Source organism: Dokdonia sp. Hel_I_63, from assembly GCF_007827285.1.
In the GTDB taxonomy this organism is placed as follows: Bacteria; Bacteroidota; Bacteroidia; order Flavobacteriales; family Flavobacteriaceae; genus Dokdonia.
Genome location: NZ_VISD01000001.1, coordinates 2763529 through 2780617, shown reverse-complemented (window position 1 = coordinate 2780617; position 17089 = coordinate 2763529). Strand labels below are relative to the sequence as shown.

The 17089-nt window shown below is 37.0% G+C and carries 16 protein-coding genes; 5 read left to right on the top strand and 11 right to left on the bottom strand.

Going from position 1 to position 17089, the window contains the following annotated elements; genetic code table 11:
• Window positions 1-184: 184 nt before the first annotated feature.
• Together JM84_RS12130 and JM84_RS12125 are read right to left on the bottom strand one after the other, a co-directional pair.
• Window positions 185-847 (bottom strand): hypothetical protein, encoded by a 663-nt coding sequence (locus JM84_RS12130; RefSeq protein WP_013751702.1) that lies wholly within the window; start codon window positions 845-847, stop codon window positions 185-187.
• Window positions 840-2066, bottom strand: a complete 1227-nt coding sequence (locus tag JM84_RS12125) for an exo-beta-N-acetylmuramidase NamZ domain-containing protein (RefSeq protein WP_013751703.1) — start codon at window positions 2064-2066, stop codon at window positions 840-842. Before JM84_RS12125 ends, JM84_RS12130 begins: the two co-directional genes overlap by 8 nt.
• Before the next feature lie 36 nt (window positions 2067-2102).
• On the opposite strand from JM84_RS12125, the gene JM84_RS12120 reads away from it, so the two are divergent.
• Window positions 2103-3335 carry an ABC transporter permease gene (locus JM84_RS12120; RefSeq protein WP_013751704.1) on the top strand — a complete coding sequence of 411 codons (1233 nt, stop codon included), beginning with the start codon at window positions 2103-2105 and terminating at the stop codon, window positions 3333-3335.
• A 33-nt stretch (window positions 3336-3368) separates the two neighbouring features.
• Here the strand turns inward: JM84_RS12120 and JM84_RS12115 are convergent, their stop codons facing one another.
• The 3 genes from JM84_RS12115 to JM84_RS12105 are packed head-to-tail and all read right to left on the bottom strand — an operon-like array spanning window position 3369 to window position 6482.
• A complete protein-coding gene (locus JM84_RS12115) occupies window positions 3369-4988 on the bottom strand; it encodes a M1 family metallopeptidase (protein ID WP_144784565.1) in 1620 nt (539 codons plus the stop codon).
• Window positions 4989-5035: 47 nt separating this feature from the next.
• Window positions 5036-5575, bottom strand: a complete 540-nt coding sequence (locus tag JM84_RS12110) for a DsrE family protein (protein WP_013751706.1) — start codon at window positions 5573-5575, stop codon at window positions 5036-5038.
• A 1-nt stretch (window position 5576) separates the two neighbouring features.
• Window positions 5577-6482: a Brp/Blh family beta-carotene 15,15'-dioxygenase gene (locus tag JM84_RS12105; RefSeq protein ID WP_144784563.1), complete on the bottom strand. Its 906-nt coding sequence runs from the start codon at window positions 6480-6482 to the stop codon at window positions 5577-5579.
• Between the two features lie 114 nt (window positions 6483-6596).
• Between JM84_RS12105 and JM84_RS12100 the strand changes: the two genes are divergently transcribed.
• A complete protein-coding gene (locus tag JM84_RS12100) occupies window positions 6597-7331 on the top strand; it encodes a bacteriorhodopsin-like (RefSeq protein ID WP_013751708.1) in 735 nt (244 codons plus the stop codon).
• A gap of 188 nt (window positions 7332-7519) precedes the next feature.
• Here JM84_RS12100 and JM84_RS12095 read toward each other — a convergent pair whose 3' ends face one another.
• From JM84_RS12095 to JM84_RS12085, 3 genes are all read right to left on the bottom strand, one after another.
• A complete protein-coding gene (locus tag JM84_RS12095) occupies window positions 7520-7870 on the bottom strand; it encodes a hypothetical protein (RefSeq protein ID WP_144784561.1) in 351 nt (116 codons plus the stop codon).
• A gap of 122 nt (window positions 7871-7992) precedes the next feature.
• Complete coding sequence (locus JM84_RS12090; RefSeq protein WP_144784559.1) at window positions 7993-9567, bottom strand: GMC oxidoreductase; 1575 nt, start codon at window positions 9565-9567, stop codon at window positions 7993-7995.
• A 254-nt stretch (window positions 9568-9821) separates the two neighbouring features.
• Window positions 9822-10232 (bottom strand): DUF4293 domain-containing protein, encoded by a 411-nt coding sequence (locus JM84_RS12085; protein WP_144784557.1) that lies wholly within the window; start codon window positions 10230-10232, stop codon window positions 9822-9824.
• Between the two features lie 202 nt (window positions 10233-10434).
• Here JM84_RS12085 and rho point away from each other — a divergent pair, with 202 nt between their 5' ends.
• Window positions 10435-12198, top strand: coding sequence for a transcription termination factor Rho (gene rho / locus JM84_RS12080; protein ID WP_144784555.1), 1764 nt, complete (start codon window positions 10435-10437; stop codon window positions 12196-12198).
• A gap of 446 nt (window positions 12199-12644) precedes the next feature.
• On the opposite strand, the gene JM84_RS12075 is transcribed toward rho, so the two are convergent.
• The 3 genes from JM84_RS12075 to JM84_RS12065 form a co-directional block, all read right to left on the bottom strand.
• A complete protein-coding gene (locus JM84_RS12075; protein WP_144784553.1) occupies window positions 12645-14516 on the bottom strand; it encodes a SulP family inorganic anion transporter in 1872 nt (623 codons plus the stop codon).
• Window positions 14517-14663: 147 nt separating this feature from the next.
• On the bottom strand, window positions 14664-14870 hold the full coding sequence (locus JM84_RS12070; protein ID WP_013751714.1) for a DUF2892 domain-containing protein: 207 nt from the start codon (window positions 14868-14870) through the stop codon (window positions 14664-14666).
• Between the two features lie 74 nt (window positions 14871-14944).
• Window positions 14945-15559 carry a Crp/Fnr family transcriptional regulator gene (locus JM84_RS12065; protein ID WP_013751715.1) on the bottom strand — a complete coding sequence of 205 codons (615 nt, stop codon included), beginning with the start codon at window positions 15557-15559 and terminating at the stop codon, window positions 14945-14947.
• 147 nt (window positions 15560-15706) lie between these two features.
• Between JM84_RS12065 and JM84_RS12060 the strand changes: the two genes are divergently transcribed.
• On the top strand, window positions 15707-16378 hold the full coding sequence (locus JM84_RS12060; protein WP_013751716.1) for a hypothetical protein: 672 nt from the start codon (window positions 15707-15709) through the stop codon (window positions 16376-16378).
• 79 nt (window positions 16379-16457) lie between these two features.
• On the top strand, window positions 16458-17087 hold the full coding sequence (locus JM84_RS12055; protein WP_013751717.1) for a hypothetical protein: 630 nt from the start codon (window positions 16458-16460) through the stop codon (window positions 17085-17087).
• The last annotated feature ends 2 nt before the right edge of the window (window positions 17088-17089 follow it).

The window sequence follows — 17089 nt, the reverse complement described above, 5'->3', positions numbered from 1 at the left end:
TTAGTTTATAAATTTTAACAGATATTAAATTATTGTTAATTTGTGTTAAAACTAAGATAAAAATTTAACTAAAACTGATGTTTACTACTTATTTTTTAATAAAAATTAGATTATTTACATTTTTCATTAGAAAAGAGGATGCGAGCAGCCATTGTCACTGGCTTTTATGCTAATTCTTAAAAAATCATGTTATTGATTTGATTAACAGTGCGATATCGTTGTAGATTCGATCGTACGTCTTTTTGCGCGTTCTGTAACCTAGGAAAGAGGAGCAATATATTGAGGTTTCTAGCTCGTTTATATTATATAAATCATCAATCTGTTCAAAATGAGGTTCTTGCTGTGCTCGTTGTTCTAATGTATAGCCAATCCATTCTTTAGAAAAAAACATAGCTCCTTTTCTATTAAACAGTAAAATAAGCTCTGGAGAGATATGCTCAATAACTTCCTTTGTGATGGCTAATTGGCTTTTTAAAAAATCTCGACCCTTTTCATCCCTTAAGAAATATTCTATTTGTTTTTGTTCAGTATGACGTTGATAAAATAAATCACAATAGGTAATTCCAAATTGCTCAAAGCCTTTAAGTAATGTCGAGAATTTTTTAAAATAGCGATCAGTACTTAAGTGGTCATAGTTATAGCTATATCCATTACTTCCTACAAAATCATTTCTTAATGAGGGATTAATCCCCATCACTAGTATTTTGGCTTTAGGATTTACTTCAGAGAATATAAAACCTTCTTCAGCTATAGCAAGTTGCTCTGCTGTTATAGATTGACTTTTAAATTGTGTAAAAACTTGTTCAATTTTCGCTTTAAGCGCGCTATTAAAAGAATCGTTATTCATACATAAGGTACTGCTTACGTATGCTTTTAAAGTTTTCTATATCCTTTATCCAGTCACGTTTAATCTCTTTAAAGGTATATCCATCTTGAATTTGCTGCTGTAGTTTTTTATTACCTGCATGAAGGGTGAAACTAGCCGTTTTAAAGAATTTATTTTTATCAGTGCTTGCAGTATAAGCTTCTATAAGCCATTCTAAATTAACGCGGCTCATGTACTCTTGATTACGTAAGTCTATGCCATAACAACGTTGTCCATTATGTTTAGGATCCTTTGATCCGAAGTTAGGCTCAGGAGTGTACGAGTATGTAAAATTGCTAGGTGAAAAATCTGGAGCTCCAAAAATTTGAAACTGCATTTCTGTTCCTCTTCCGGCATTAATGGTAGTTCCTTCAAAGAAGCCTAGGCTAGGGTAGAGGTTGATACTTTTATCATTAGGCAAATTAGGAGAAGGACGCGTAGGTAATGAATACGGGGTCGTGTAATCCCAATTTTTTAATGGAATCACCGTAAGACTACATTGTATGTTATCTTTAAGCCAGCCCTCACCATTCACCATCATGGCATATTCTCCTATAGTCATACCATAGACTAAGGGTACTTCATGCATCCCTAAAAAGCTTGTGTGCTCCTTTCCTAGCGTAGGACCGTCTATATAATGAGCGTTAGGGTTAGGTCTGTCTAGTACAATTACCGGTATACCTTTTTCGGCAGCGGCTTCCATCACATAGGTAAGTGTAGATATATAGGTGTAAAATCGAACACCCACATCTTGTATGTCAAAGAGGATTACATCGAGTCCTTCTAGTTGTTCCTGGCTTGGTTTCTTGTTTTTACCGTAAAGAGAGATAATATTAAGACCAGTCCTTGGATCTTTTCCATCTTTTACTCGCTCTCCAGCATCTACATCACCGCGAAATCCGTGTTCTGGTGAGAAAACACGTGTAACTGTAATTCCGCTTGAGATAAGAGAATCTACTAGGTGTGTACTTTCCTTTTCAATATGCGGAGTACTTTTAAATATGAGTCCGCTTTTGTTTGTGACTACACCTACTTTTTTATCTTTAAGCAACGGTAAGTAGAGCGCTGTCCTATTGGCAGCGGTAACGATTGGTTGTTGAGAAGGAGTTTCTTGTAGTACAGTTTCTTTTTTTAATTCCGCTTTCGCGAAAGCGTTACTATCTCCACCGCTATTTGCACAAGAAATAAGCAGTGTGAGCATTAAAAAAAGGGTATTTTTGAAGAAAATGAGACGCATTTGAATTTAGAGTATTTTATAGCCAAACGCCTAAGTAGCGCGACATCGTATAAAAGTAGTGCTTCCAGTACGATAATTAAAATTGCCATCGTAGCAATTGCAATTGGTATGGTGATGATGCTTATATCGATTGCTACAGGACTAGGACTCCAGCGAGAGATAAGACAAAAAGTGTCTGCCTTTTCTGGAGATATTGTCGTGTCAAATTTTGACGGAAATAACAGTGAAGAAACTCCAAATCCAATTTCTATAAATCAAGATTTTTACCCAGATTTTAATGCAGTACCAGAAGTAACACATGTACAGGCAATTACTGTAAAAGCGGGTGTAATAAGGACTGCAGAGACCTTTGAAGGAGTAATTTACAAAGGGCTGGGTGATGATTATGACTGGAATCGTATCGAGGAATATATAGTAGAAGGCAGAAAACCAGAACTTACGGGAGCGCTTAATAATGAGACTATCTTTAGTACGTATCTGGCAAACCGCTTAGGCTTTAAAGTAGGCGATAAGGCAATCATACAATTTGTAAATAAAGATAACATGCGTTTTAGACCGAGGGCACTAGAGATTGTAGGACTTTATGAAAGTGCATATCAAGAGTTTGACAAAGTGTATATCATGGGTGATCGCCGTCACCTTACCCGTATTAATAACTGGGAGAAAGATGAGGTAGGATCTTTTGAGGTTTTTGTAGATGATTTTGATAATCTTGAGGCACTGAATAATAAGGTGTATGAAAACTCTGGTTCTACTTTGAGATCTATCTCTGTAATACAGAGTAATTACAATATTTTTGAGTGGATTAAACTATTTGATTTCAATATCATCTTGATCATTGTTATCATGATATTGATTGCAGGTATTAATATGATTGTGGCGCTGCTTGTACTAGTACTAGAGCGTACAAAAATGATAGGAGTACTCAAGGCACTTGGAGCATCAGACTGGAGTGTGCGTAAGATTTTTATTTATAATGCAATGTACTTAATAGGTCTTGGGCTCTTTTGGGGTAATCTTATAGGTTTAGGAATATTATATGCTCAGAAAATATTTGGTTTTGTGAAGTTAGACCCATCTACCTATTATGTAAGTGAGGCGCCAGTGCTCATAGACTTCTGGCATATTCTCTCTCTTAATGTAGGCGTGTTTTTGGTTTGTGTGCTTATACTCCTTATACCATCTTACATTATAACAAAAATAAGTCCAGTAAAGGCAATACGTTTTGAGTAATTGATTATATTGATTAATTAGATTGGAATCCTTTTATAGCTTCCTTGTTTGTATATAGAAATCCTCTAGTATACTCATGTCAATTATTTTCTTAGACATTTTAAGCTCTTGCCACTGATCTGCAGGTGCGAGCCATTGTAATTTACCATTTATCATTATAGAAAGTGGCATAGAGAAATCACTTATCACATTTGTGTAACGATAACTCAGCTTCTTTTTACTCACTTTATATTCAAAGGTTGGGATTTTTACCGTTCTTAAATATTGATCAAATATAGGAGCGAGGTTTTGATTCAGTTTTCTGGACATAAAATCTTCTACCATTGCACTTGTTGTGGTCTTATGGTAAAACTCCTTATTAAGTCCACGTAAAGTCTCTCGCCACAGCTCATCATTATCTACAATGGTACGTATGGTGTGTAGCATATTTGCACCTTTATAGTACATGTCGCCACTTCCAGAACGATTTACATCGTAAGTACCTATGATAGGTCTATCATTTCTAATGTTTTTACGCAGTCCAATTACATATTCACTAGCAGCGTCTTTGCCAAAATGATAATCTAGATAAAGATTTTCTGAGTAGTTAGTAAAGCTCTCATGAATCCACATATCTGCAACATCCTTATTTGTAATGTTGTTTGCAAACCATTCATGACCAGATTCATGTATAATTATAAAATCAAATTTGAGTCCTTGTCCTGTACCAGATAAATCTTTTCCTAAATAGCCATTCTTAAACTTGTTTCCATAAGTTACAGAACTTTGATGTTCCATGCCTAAGTAAGGAGCTTGTACGAGTTTAAAACTATCTTCATAGAATGGATAAGGACCAAACCAATGTTCAAAAGCTTCCATCATCATAGGGGCTTGGGTAAATTGAGCTCTTGCTTTTTTCTCATCTTCACGAAGTACCCAGTAACTCATATCTAGTGGTCCTTTCTCTCCCTTATATACCTCAGAAAAGTTTACATAATCTCCAATATTAATATTAACTCCGTAATTATTTATAGGATTGCGTACCGCCCAATGATATGTTTTTGAAGATGTTGTACTGTCTATACCCACTAGTCGTCCATTAGATACATCTACAAGATCTTTAGGTACTGTAACATGCATGTCTAGGCTATCCACTTCATCTGCTGGGTGATCACGATTAGGCCACCATATGCTGGAACCTATGCCTTGATTTGAAGACGCGATAAAGTGTTTGCCGTTGCTATCTTGCTGCCAAGTGATACCACCATCCCATGGTGGGTTTACAGCAGCGCGAGGTTTACCTTCAAAGCTTAATCTTATTGCTTTTAGTTCTCCTGCTTTTTGAGCAGATTCTAGTTGTATAAAATGGGCTGCACCTTCAGTACGCACGTCAAGAGAGTGTCCATCTTGCATTACTGCTGTGAGCTCCATTGGGGATTGAAGATCTATTTGTAGCTCGGTCGTACCTTCTTCTAGTACACGATAGGTCATAATATTTGTACCTATTAAAGACTTTGATGCTGGTATTACCGTGACAGAAAGATCATAGTGAACGATGTCCCACCAGGCTCTTTGTGGAGTGATTGACCCTCGAAGGCTGTCTTGACGGGTAGCCTCTTGAGAAAACACAGATAGTGTGATAAAAGAAAAAACTAGGGTAAATAGTAAGCGCATGTGAGTGTAATTATCTAATGGTGCAGATTTATGAATTTAAAGTAGCTTTAAAAAGCAATGAGCGTGTAACCTTCCATTTGCGATTGACTTAAAACTGTCATTGCCGAAAGTCCTACATCAATCATTTCCAGTCTTCGTTCTTTGGTAATATTACGCGCTCCAGCAGTTTGACCACAAAGGATGAGTGATACGTTTGCTTCTTTTAAGGCTTCTAGTAATTCAATGTTAGGATTATCTACGCCAAATTTCTCCTTATACAATTCATTAGTAAGCATTCCATAAGCTGCTTGTCCGTGTATAGCGGCCCGTATGTGCATATTTGTTGCAGGAACACCTGCTTTCTCTTGCATATTAAGAAATCTCGCCATCGTCTCAATGTATGGATTGCGCAAACTTGGATTTTCAGGTGCTTTTGCTACATCAAACACTACTTTGAAAATTGCGGTAGTATCTGTTTTAAAATCAGGATTATTAACTTCATAAGTTTTACCAAAATCACTTATAACGTTACCTGGAGTAGATATAGGTTGTTGAGCATACGCTTTCGCAAAAGCGAGACAAAAAAAAAGTAAAAAACTATATTTCATTCTAGTGAGTTTTGGTGTTATCGTTTTTCTTTTTAAACATCAATGATATAATCAAGGAGTGTGGAAATGTTACCGCAGCAATAAAGGAAAAGAAAATTGCAAAAAATAACACACTTTCCTTGAGCCAAAAATAGCTTATACCAATCCCGATAATTGAAATAATCCAATAAGGCAGTGCATTTTTAACATAGAGCCATATGGTTTGATTAGTAAAACTACCATATATAAAGTGAATTTGTTCAAAAAGGGAAGGAAGACTATGCCACAACACGAAGTATATAGTAAAGCCCCAAATGAGAGATGACATTTTGAAGATTACAAGAAGTAAGCCTAAAAAGAAGAGTTCTTTTAATATGAGTTTTTTAAAACTATCACTTTTATAAGTTAGTATGGCTCCTGTTATAAAAAATACTGCGAGCACAATGTACAAGGAGTATAAGAGAAATAAATGAGGAAAAGTTACTCCAGTAATTGCCAAAACAATACTCTCCACTTGCTGCTCATTAAAATAAAACAATATCAGTAGTATAAGCGCGCCATAACTGAGTTGTAGTATAGAAGATAATAACTTGTGTTTTGAATCAACTTTAGACTCCCAATGTTGCTCGCCAAAATGGTATGCGCTAAAAATAATAAAGAGAATTACTGTGATAGAAGGGATGGTATAAAATGCTAGAAAAGTAAGCAGTACTGTAAGCACATAAAATAAGAGCGATTTAATGAAGCTCCGTTTTTTCTCTTTAGTAAATAACTTCTCTATTAATAATAAATCATTTGATCCATGTATGATCCCAAATGTGAGAATGAGTAAAAAACCCAAAACCAATTCAGCTTTGGTAGAAAATAGTGTGGCGATCCATAAGCCCGCAAAACTACCTATGATTGTGATATTGAGAATTTTTGTCATGAATAATTTAGGTGTTGATAATTTTAATTAAAAAATTATGAGAAAATAATTATTTATTTGTTTAACATTATTTAAATTTACTTAAACAAATGTTTAATTAAAAATATCAATGCTATGAAATTTTTATTACTATTACTAGCCGACCCTACAAAACTAGATCCAAGTGATTATGTAGGATTTACATTCTTTGTGGGTGCGATGGCGATGATGGCAGCTTCTGCTTTCTTTTTTCTATCGCTTAACCAATTTAACAAGAAGTGGCGAACCTCAGTCCTTGTATCTGGTTTAATTACATTTATTGCCGCAGTGCACTACTGGTACATGAGAGATTACTGGTTTGCTATTCAAGAGTCTCCTACATTTTTTAGATATGTAGACTGGGTACTTACAGTTCCATTAATGTGTGTTGAATTCTACTTAATTTTAAAAGTTGCCGGTGCAAAACCTGCACTTATGTGGAAGCTTATCTTATTCTCGGTTATTATGCTAGTAACAGGATACTTTGGAGAAGCTGTATTCCAAGATCAAGCCGCATTGTGGGGAGCTATCTCTGGAGCCGCATATTTTTATATAGTATATGAAATCTGGTTAGGAAGCGCAAAGAAACTTGCAGTTGCTGCTGGTGGAGATATTCTTAAAGCACATAAAATACTATGCTGGTTCGTACTCGTAGGTTGGGCTATTTATCCATTAGGATATATGTTAGGTACAGATGGATGGTACACGAGCATCCTAGGAAAAGGAAGTGTAGATGTCGCTTATAACATTGCAGATGCTATCAATAAGATAGGGTTTGGACTAGTGATTTATGCACTAGCTGTAAAAAAGAATGAAGTTGATGTTGTTTAAGTTTGATTAGTAAAAGGTGAAAACACTCAATTGGAAAACGCAACCAGAAATGGTTGCGTTTTTTTATGTGTCGGTTTTAGTAATTATTACGCTTTCGCGAAAAATTTCTAAGTCGTAAAATAATTACCAGCCTTTATGAGCTGTCAATTTTACAAACCTGTTGACGTTCAGTTAATGGTCTTTAGCACTTACTCTTCCTCTTCTTGAAAAGTCTCTCTTGATAATAATTTACTAGAAATCTTATAAGTTCCAGCATAGGTAAGTCCTGCTTGACCTTTTCTAGAAGTCAAAAAAGCTTTTTTATACCACTTGGCATCTGTTGCCTTTTTTCTGAAATCTTCATGCTTTGATACACCAGTAGATACACCGTTGTGCCATGATTCGATGGTAAAGACACCTAAGCCAAAATGCTCTGCACGCTGAAGCACAATCTCAAAATCTGCCTCAGAGAACTGATAAGAGTCATCTGCCTCTGACTCTTTGTTAAGATTAGTCAAACCATTAAATAAGTGCTGTTCTAAAAATTCTGTTTTTTCCATAGTGGCGGTGAAGGTAGTGTTTAAAAGGGAAAAGTATCACTTTTTTATATCTGGGAAGATGATTTTTTTGAGGTTGAGACGTGTCCTTGTTGGTTAAAGGGAGGCGCATCTTAATCTTTGTCTTATTGCTTGTTTGGTATTTGATCCATCGCTCTTTCTGCAATGGCAGTAATGGTAAGTGAAGGATTCACGCCAGGATTTGCCGAAATCATAGAGCCATCAACCACGAGCATATTTTTATAGCCAAAAACCTTATTGTCTTTATCTATAACTCCACTTTCTGTATTTTCTCCCATAACTGCACCGCCTAGTATGTGTGCTGTAGATGGTATTCCAGCAAGTGTTTCTAAGGCAAAAGAGGTACTTACTCCTTTAATAGCCTTACTGTATGATTTTACAAGCGCTATAGATTCTGGAATAAATGGGGTAGGAGCCTTTCCAGAACTTACTGTAGATGTCATCTTTCCCAAGGTATTTCTTTTAAAACGTAATGTACTATCCAGCGTTTGCATAAATAATAATACAACAGTATTTTTTGCCCATCCATTAGCAACGTAAATTTTGAAATAGTCTACTGGATTTTTGATTAGCTTAATAGCTGTCTTAAAAAGTCGTGAGAACACGTTTGATCCCGTTACATAAGGTAAGTGTGCAAGTTTCCATGCATTAGATCCTTCTCCATATCTACATATTTCTAGATGACTATTTTCATCTGTATCAAGTATGCTTCCTATTGCGATACCTTTGGAGAGGTTTTTGTCTTTTTCTAGAGTGGAAACACTTATGAGTGTTTCATTATTGCTACGTATATCCTCACCTAGATGATCTGATAGATGCGGTAGTGACTTAGCTTTTAGAGCTAGCAAGAGTTTTACTGTACCTAGTACGCCTCCAGAAAAGATAACACCTTTAGTGGTGATTTTTTGATGTTTACCAAAGATGCGCGTACTTCTCTTCATAGAGACTTCATAACCTAGCGCACTGTCGCTTTTATCTAATGGCTGTATATCATACACTTCATTTTCGGCTAGTATGGTGGCTCCTTGTTTTTGAGCAAGATATAGGTAGTTCTTGTCAAGCGTGTTTTTTGCATTGTGGCGGCAGCCAGTCATACAAGCTCCACAAAAATTACATCCAGAACGATCTGGCCCTTCTCCATTAAAATAAGGGTCTTTTATTGTTTTATTAGGAGTTCCAAAGAATACAGCTACACGCGTAGGATTAAACTTTTGTGCAATATTCAAATCTTTTGCTACGGCTTTGAGAGCTTTATCTCCATCATATAAGGAAGGATTTTGCGCTGCACCTAGCATTCTTAATGCTTCCTGATAATAAGGTTTTAAGGCGGTTTCCCAATCATTAAGCGATTTCCAACTTCCAGAGTTAAAGAAAGCACTTTTAGGAGTAGGTAATGTATTTGCATATACTAGGGAGCCGCCACCTACACCAGTTCCAGAAATAATGGCAATGTGTTTAAATATGGATAGTTTCATAATCCCAAAAAAGCGCAGGTATGGCATCCAGAGCCATTTTCTAATATTCCAGTTGGTTTTAGGAAAGTCGGTTGCTTTGTACCATTTTCCTTTTTCAACCACGAGTACTTTATATCCTTTTTGTGATAGGCGTAGTGCACTTACAGAGCCACCAAAACCACTACCTATTATAATGTAATCGTATGTTAAGTTTTTTTGGGTCATAATGAATTTAATGCGTGTGGGGTTATTGAGCTTGTAATTTACTAAACTTCTTTATTCTATATTTTTATCACTGATTTAATTAGTACATAAGTGAATCCCAAGTTTTACTGCTTATTGACGAGCATTATCTACAAGAGGGAAGGGGGTTTATTAGATAACGTGTGATTATTAGTTTCACATTTTCGCGTAAGCATAAAAAAAGCCTCCCAAATAAATGAGAGGCTTTACGCACTAATAAAACTAAGATTATAGACTTATCGTAACCTATCAACAGATTTTACAAGATCTTCATCGCGCTTGATTGCCTTGTTTGCCAAGACTAGTAAAACGATAGAAACAAGCGGAATGATCATCCCAATACCCTTCTCAAGAACCGCCGTTCCTCCAGATAACATTTGTGATCGATATACCAAAATACCTAATAATGCAAAGTTTAATAAGATATTGAGACGTCCTAAGACGAATTGGTTCTTTCGATTATTCCATAAAAATATGGAAATAAATGATAATATAGCACTAAGACTAAAAAGTGTTATATAAGAAATATCATCTACTGCCCACACGGCCTCACCATCCATATCAGAATAAAGGCTAAAGGCATATGGTAACCCTAGTGAGACTAAGGTTGCTAGTAAAAGATATATAGTTTGTATACGTTGTATCACGTGATTCTCATTTTAAACTGTGGTAAAAATAAGTCTCATTTTGTGATATTGCTAAGAAAACTTTGAAAATAAAATTGTATCATTGTCTTGTGATTATGTAAAAGGCTCTCCGCTTGTTACTTAATTGCTTAATATTTTTAGTATCAAATTCTTCTTTTGGTACGCTCTAATCACCCGATTAATAATTTACCCACATTACTAGATGTTTGATATTTCAGAATTAAAAGCAAAGAAGCTTCCCGAGCTTCAAGAGATTGCAAAAGGGATTAATGTTCCTAAATACAGAACATTAAAAAAGCTAGACCTTGTTTACAGAATACTTGATTTACAAGCGGCCGATCCAAAAAAAATAGAGGCAGTAGTGCCTAAAGTAAAAGAAGCAACACCTAAAGCGACAGCCCCTAAGTCAGAACGTAAGCCTAGAGAAGAGCGTAAACCTCGTACTCCTCGACCAGCAAAAACTGCAAAAGATAATAAGGATGCTCCTGCAACAAACACTGAGGAGGCTAAAGATGCTCCGGCAAAAGGAAAACCTCCTGTAAAAAAGGAAGCTCCTGCAAAAAGAGAACCTCAAGCAAAAAGAGAAGCGGTAAAACGTGAACCTGCAAAAGGAAAAGGTGGGGACGATACAAAGGCACCACAAAAACGAGATAATCAAAAAGATACTCGTAACAACGATAAACGATCAAGCAATGACAACCGTCAAGGCAATGATAAGCGTGCGCCACGCGATAATAATCGTAATTCAAATTCTCGTAATAACACGCCACGTAATAACCGTAATCAAAAAGACGGAAATTCACATGGAAATAAAGACAATCGAAATCGCTACCGCGAGCCAGATTATGAATTTGAAGGCATTATAGAGAGTGAAGGAGTATTAGATATTATGCAAGATGGCTATGGCTTTTTGCGCAGTTCTGACTACAATTACCTTGCATCTCCAGATGATATTTATGTATCACAATCACAGATAAGACTTTTTGGCCTTAAAACTGGTGATACTGTATTAGGAGTAATACGCCCTCCAAAAGAAGGAGAGAAGTATTTCCCACTTATTAAAGTAAGTAAGATTAATGGTCTTAACCCTAACATCGTTAGGGATCGTGTTTCTTTTGAGCACTTGACACCATTATTTCCTACAGAAAAATTTAACCTAGCAAATCGTCAAGCGAGTATATCAACTCGTGTGATGGATATGTTTGCACCCATAGGAAAAGGACAACGTGGTATGATTGTATCACAACCTAAAACGGGTAAAACCATGTTACTTAAGGATGTGGCAAATGCTATTGCGGCAAACCATCCTGAAGTATACCAAATTGTACTTCTTATAGATGAACGTCCAGAAGAAGTTACAGACATGCAGCGTAACGTAAATGGAGAAGTAGTAGCTTCTACATTTGATAAAGAAGCCCATGAGCACGTAAAAGTGGCAAACATTGTTCTTGAAAAAGCAAAACGTCTTGTAGAGTGTGGTCACGATGTAGTAATACTTCTTGACTCTATCACACGTCTCGCACGTGCATATAACACCGTACAGCCAGCATCTGGAAAGATTCTTTCCGGAGGTGTAGATGCAAATGCATTACACAAGCCTAAGCGTTTCTTTGGAGCAGCACGTAACATAGAAGGAGGTGGATCACTTACCATTCTTGCTACTGCACTCACAGATACCGGTTCAAAAATGGACGAAGTAATCTTTGAGGAATTTAAAGGTACTGGTAACATGGAGCTACAACTGGATCGCAATATTGCAAACCGCCGTATTTTCCCAGCAATCGATCTTACCTCTTCATCTACACGTCGTGATGACTTGCTGCACAGTAAAGACACTACGCAACGTCTATGGGTATTACGTAAATACCTTGCAGATATGAACCCAGTAGAAGCAATGGAGTTTATGAGTGACCGTATTAAGAGCACAAAAAACAATGAGGAATTCTTGATCTCAATGAATCAATAAGCATCCTCTTTTTAGTATAACAAAGAACCTCTCAATAACATTGAGAGGTTTTTTTATGATTTCTAGTAAGGTTTTGGAGCGCATAAGTAGCGCTACTTTGCGAGCGTAGTTTCCCGCTTTCATTACAATTCCTCGTTTCGCTATCGCTACACTGCGGGATTTTCATTTAAGTTTTTTGAGTGTATTAGGAGCGCTCACGTTTTGTTTTCTTACAAAAGTAGTTTCCCGCTTTACATTACAATTCCTCGTTCCGCTATTGCTACACTGCGGGATTTTCATTGCAATCGGGGCTAGCAGTTAATGCAAGTGTTAATCTGCAAAAGCTCAATTTTCTGCGCACTTAAAAATCTTTACGTATAAAAAAGTTTACCCTTTAGGGATGGGAAAAGCTTTTTAAAAAAAGCTCACCCTTTTGCGCAAGGAAAAGCTCTCCTCAATCACATCTTTTAAGCCTCCGTCTCTAGCACTCCAGAAAGTACGTGATAACGAGGGTCATCTACACTTTCTTCAATTACTTTGTCAAATTTAGGAGAGGCTTTGCGCATTAAGTCTTTACACTCTGTACTGAGGTGCTTAAGTGTGATTGTTTTACCTACGGCTTCATACTTCTCAAGGAGTACAAAAATAGCTTCTAGGGCAGAGTGGTCTGCGACTTTTGCCTCTATGAAGTCAATTTCTATATGGTCTGGATCACCGTTTATGTCAAACTTAGAGTTAAAACTCTGAATACTTCCAAAGAATAATGGGCCCCAGATCTCATAAACCTTTGTGCCATCTGCTTTAAATCTCTTTCTAGCTCTAATTTTTTTAGCGCTACTCCAAGCAAATGATAAAGCTGCTATAATTACTCCTACAAATACAGCAATAGCAAGATCAAAAAATACAGTCACTGCCGATACGATAACGAGAACAAATGCATCTGATGCTGGTATTTTTTTAATAATTCTAAAGCTAGACCAAGCAAAAGTCTCAATAACCATCATAAACATTACACCCACTAGTGCAGCAATAGGTACTTGTTCTATAAAGCGATCTGCAAATAATATAAAGGTAAGTAGTGTAATTGCCATCATCACTCCAGATAGTCGTCCTCGTCCTCCAGCGTTAATGTTTATTACCGTTTGGCCTATCATACCACAACCACCAGTTCCTCCAAAAACACCACTCACGATATTTCCAGCTCCTTGTGCTACACACTCTCTGTTTCCATTACCTCTTGAGTCTGTCATCTCGTCTACCAAGTTCATGGTCATAAGCGTTTCAATCAAACCAACTGAGGCTGCAAGAAAAGCATAAGGCGCTATAAACTTAAGCGTATCTAAATTAAAAGGTAGGCTGCTCCATAAATCAAAAACATTGAGTTTGCTCGATATTTCTGCCATACCATTGAGCCCTGCGCCACCACCATCTCTAATAAATTCGCCAACGTTTACAGAGTCTAATCCGCCAAAAATTGATATGAGCGATACAATAAGAATAGCCGTTAATGCAGCTGGAATCTTTGGGGTGATTTTAGGTAGTCCCCATACGATGAGCATGGTGAGTAACACTAGCCCTATCATGGTATATAGTGACTTTCCTTGCATCCAGGTTTTTACGACTCCTTTGTCTTTTACAGAGTAGAAACCATCTTGTGAAGCATTAAAAACTACCTTTTGCGTATTTGTATCATATACTTGTCCGTCAGATAATACAAACACCTCCTTATTAGTTGCCTTATTTATTACAGAGTTTCCTTCTATTGTAAATAGTACGGTATTAGAAACTTTGTCCTTTACTTCATTATCAGATACGGTATAAACGAGCTCCTTTGAAGCTGTTTTACGCATATTATCACCAGCGTAGTCTTTTTTGTTTTCTTTAAACATTCCTAGTTGAGCAAGGAATATCACAATAGCAAGACCGTTTACAAATCCCATCATCACAGGATGCGGAATTAAACGCACAAATTTCCCCAACTTAAACAAACCAGCAAAAACCTGAATAACTCCCATTAATACCACCGCGGCGAGTAAATAGAAGTATCCCATATTTTCAACAGGCTGGTCAAAGAGTAATCCCTTTGCATGCCCTTCTTGAATCATCTGTACAAAAATCACGGCAACTGCTCCTGCTGCTCCCGAGATTAATCCTGGTCTACCGCCAAAAAGTGCTGAGATAATCCCAATTACAAATGCCCCAAATAATGCCACAATTGGACTTATTTGAGCCACAAATGCAAATGCAACTACTTCAGGTATCATGGCTAAAGAAACCGTAATACCAGAAACGATATCATTCTTAGGATTAGAGGTGAAATTGTTGAAAAGACGCTTCATAAGGCTGTTTTTAAGAAGCCGCAAAGATAGTGTATTCTTAAGGGATAGCTATAGCGCATTTACGGGAGTTACGGTAACGATTTCGCGCAAGCGTAAAAAAGAAACCCTCACAAGATAACTTGTAAGGGCTTAAGATGTAAGGGTATGTTATTTTTTTACTTTGTACGTGCTTAGTCTAAAGGGAGCATAAAGCGGGCAAAAAGAAATAAAGCTAGTCGCAATAAAAATAAGTGCAACCACACCCAGTATAATTGCCACCGTGCCGTTTATAACGTTAGCTGCATATAATATACCAATAATCACTGCAGCCGCTATGCGTATACCGCGATCTAAATTTCCCATATTCTTTTTCATAGTGTTTTTTTTTAGAAGTAATACTACACAAATGTAATGGGAGGATTTCTTGTAAACGGTGACTGTAGTCACACTTACATGATTTTTATGGTGCGTCCTTCTTGGGTTATGTGATTTTCAATCTCCAGTTTTTTTAAGATCCTGCTTACGACTTCTCTTGCGGTGCCTAGATCTGTTGCTATTTCCTTATGAGTTATATGTAGGGTTTGAGTTGCTGTAACACGCGATTTTTCTTTTAGATAATCGAGTATGCGCGTGTCCATTTTATCAAATAGGAGATGATTTACAGCGTTCATCATGTCAAGATAACGCGCATCATAGTTTTTAAAGAATAAGGTGTTGAGCGCAGGGTAGGTCTTAAGCCATTGCTGTACTTTGTCTACAGGTAAAAGAAGAAGTTTAGCATCTGTTTCTGTAATTGCATATCCGCGACTGGGTAATTGTGAGATTCCAGAAGAAAAAGAGATGATGCAACTCTCTGCCGGTTCTATGTAATAAAGTAGAAGTTCTCTATCTTCATAGCGTGAGTATACCTTTACGAGTCCGTGTATTACGATGGGAATTACCTTTGCATACTGTCCTTCTCGCAGTAATTCTGTTTGCGCAGGGAGTTTCTTTATGATGCCGTGTGTGGTTATTTCCTTAATGAGGTCTGGATGAAATCTTGGAAAAAGCTCTTTAATTATCATAGGTATCTATACTAGGTGCTGTAAAACTACAATTCGGTAGGCTGTTATGGCAATTGAGTAGCAACCTTTTTATGATTACTGAATTCTGGCTCATATTTGTACTGTCAATCATGAGAAATAGAGTCTCAATATTTAAAAATCTTACCGATGAACTACGATACTTTCTTCAAGATATTTATAACACTACACGCTATAGGTGGTTTTATCTCCCTCATAGCGGGAACTATATCTGTAATTGCTCGTAAAGGAAATACTTGGCATAAAAAGTCAGGAATGGTTTTTTATTATGGGATGCTTACCGCTGGTATTTCAGGTATTTTGGCATCACTGCTTCCATATCATAACAATCCGTTTCTGTTTGTGGTAGGACTGTTTAGTGTGTATCTAGTGCTATCTGGGTATAGAGCGCTCCGTTTTAAAAAAGTAAAATTGGCAAGTGAGTTGCGTTATGATAAAATCATTTCTTGGTCTATGCTCACCATAGGTCTGGCAATGATATTTTATGGTGCGTTGTCATTGCTTTCGGGTTCTTCTATGGGGTGGATTCTTATAATCTTTGGAGGAATTGGTGTTCTTAATGCCGTAGGAGATATACGTGCAATGCGAGATATAGCGTCATTGCGTAAAAAATATCTTAGACTTCATATAGGTAAAATAACAGGTGGATATATCGCAGCTTTTACCGCTTTCTTTGTCACAAATCAAGTACTTCCGGCGCTATTAAGCTGGTTATTGCCTACCATATTTGGTGTTTTATTCATTGGTTATTGGTTGCGTAAAACAAAACTTCGCAAGAAAACTACAACTGAGACTTTATAAATGACGGTTGGGTAGGTTACGCTTTCGCGAAAGCGTACTTAAAACCATCTTTACATCATCAATCACAAAACAATATATTATGAAACATTTACTTCTTATTATCGCATTATGCAGCAGTACATTTCTTATGGCTCAAACCAAATATGAGCAAGGAATGACAAAAGCGATGGAGCTTTGGGAAGAAAACAAGCTTGATGAGGCTTCAAACCTCTTTGAGCGTATTGCTACTGTCGAAAAAGACAACTGGCTCCCTACGTATTATGTTGCTCAAATTGCTATAATACGTAATTGGAGAGACTTTGAAAACAGAGAGGAAGCTACCATGAAGGCGACGCTAGATAAGGCGCAAGAGTTTATAAATACGATGCGTACGATAGCTCCAGATAATCCGTATGCAGACCACTTGCAAGCGCAACTTTATACAGTTTGGGTCGCTCACGATGGCATGAAATACGGGATGAAATATGCAGGTACTATAGGAGAGCTCAATCAAAAAATGGTAAATAAGGAGCCAGACAATCCTATTTTTATAGCAGAAAAGGCGCAGTGGGATATGGGAAGCGCAAGATATTTTGGGAGCTCAATAGCGCCATATTGCGCAGAGTTGCAGCGTGCCATCACGCTTTTTGCTACCTTTAAACCTGAGTCTAAGTTCCATCCTAAAGGAAATGTAAAAAGAGCTTTAGAAAGTGCCGAGGCTTGTAATTAAGA

What these genes read in the sequence shown, in the direction of transcription:
- rho (WP_144784555.1), top strand. Translation starts at nt 10,435, where the DNA reads ATGTTTGATATTTCAGAATTAAAAGCAAAGAAGCTTCCCGAGCTTCAA.
- JM84_RS12055 (WP_013751717.1), top strand. Translation starts at nt 16,458, where the DNA reads ATGAAACATTTACTTCTTATTATCGCATTATGCAGCAGTACATTTCTT.
- JM84_RS12070 (WP_013751714.1), bottom strand. Translation starts at nt 14,870, where the DNA reads ATGAAAAAGAATATGGGAAATTTAGATCGCGGTATACGCATAGCGGCT.
- JM84_RS12125 (WP_013751703.1), bottom strand. Translation starts at nt 2,066, where the DNA reads ATGCTCACACTGCTTATTTCTTGTGCAAATAGCGGTGGAGATAGTAAC.
- JM84_RS12105 (WP_144784563.1), bottom strand. Translation starts at nt 6,482, where the DNA reads ATGACAAAAATTCTCAATATCACAATCATAGGTAGTTTTGCGGGCTTA.
- JM84_RS12130 (WP_013751702.1), bottom strand. Translation starts at nt 847, where the DNA reads ATGAATAACGATTCTTTTAATAGCGCGCTTAAAGCGAAAATTGAACAA.
- JM84_RS12090 (WP_144784559.1), bottom strand. Translation starts at nt 9,567, where the DNA reads ATGACCCAAAAAAACTTAACATACGATTACATTATAATAGGTAGTGGT.
- JM84_RS12060 (WP_013751716.1), top strand. Translation starts at nt 15,707, where the DNA reads ATGAACTACGATACTTTCTTCAAGATATTTATAACACTACACGCTATA.
- JM84_RS12100 (WP_013751708.1), top strand. Translation starts at nt 6,597, where the DNA reads ATGAAATTTTTATTACTATTACTAGCCGACCCTACAAAACTAGATCCA.
- JM84_RS12075 (WP_144784553.1), bottom strand. Translation starts at nt 14,516, where the DNA reads ATGAAGCGTCTTTTCAACAATTTCACCTCTAATCCTAAGAATGATATC.
- JM84_RS12110 (WP_013751706.1), bottom strand. Translation starts at nt 5,575, where the DNA reads ATGAAATATAGTTTTTTACTTTTTTTTTGTCTCGCTTTTGCGAAAGCG.
- JM84_RS12095 (WP_144784561.1), bottom strand. Translation starts at nt 7,870, where the DNA reads ATGGAAAAAACAGAATTTTTAGAACAGCACTTATTTAATGGTTTGACT.
- JM84_RS12115 (WP_144784565.1), bottom strand. Translation starts at nt 4,988, where the DNA reads ATGCGCTTACTATTTACCCTAGTTTTTTCTTTTATCACACTATCTGTG.
- JM84_RS12065 (WP_013751715.1), bottom strand. Translation starts at nt 15,559, where the DNA reads ATGATAATTAAAGAGCTTTTTCCAAGATTTCATCCAGACCTCATTAAG.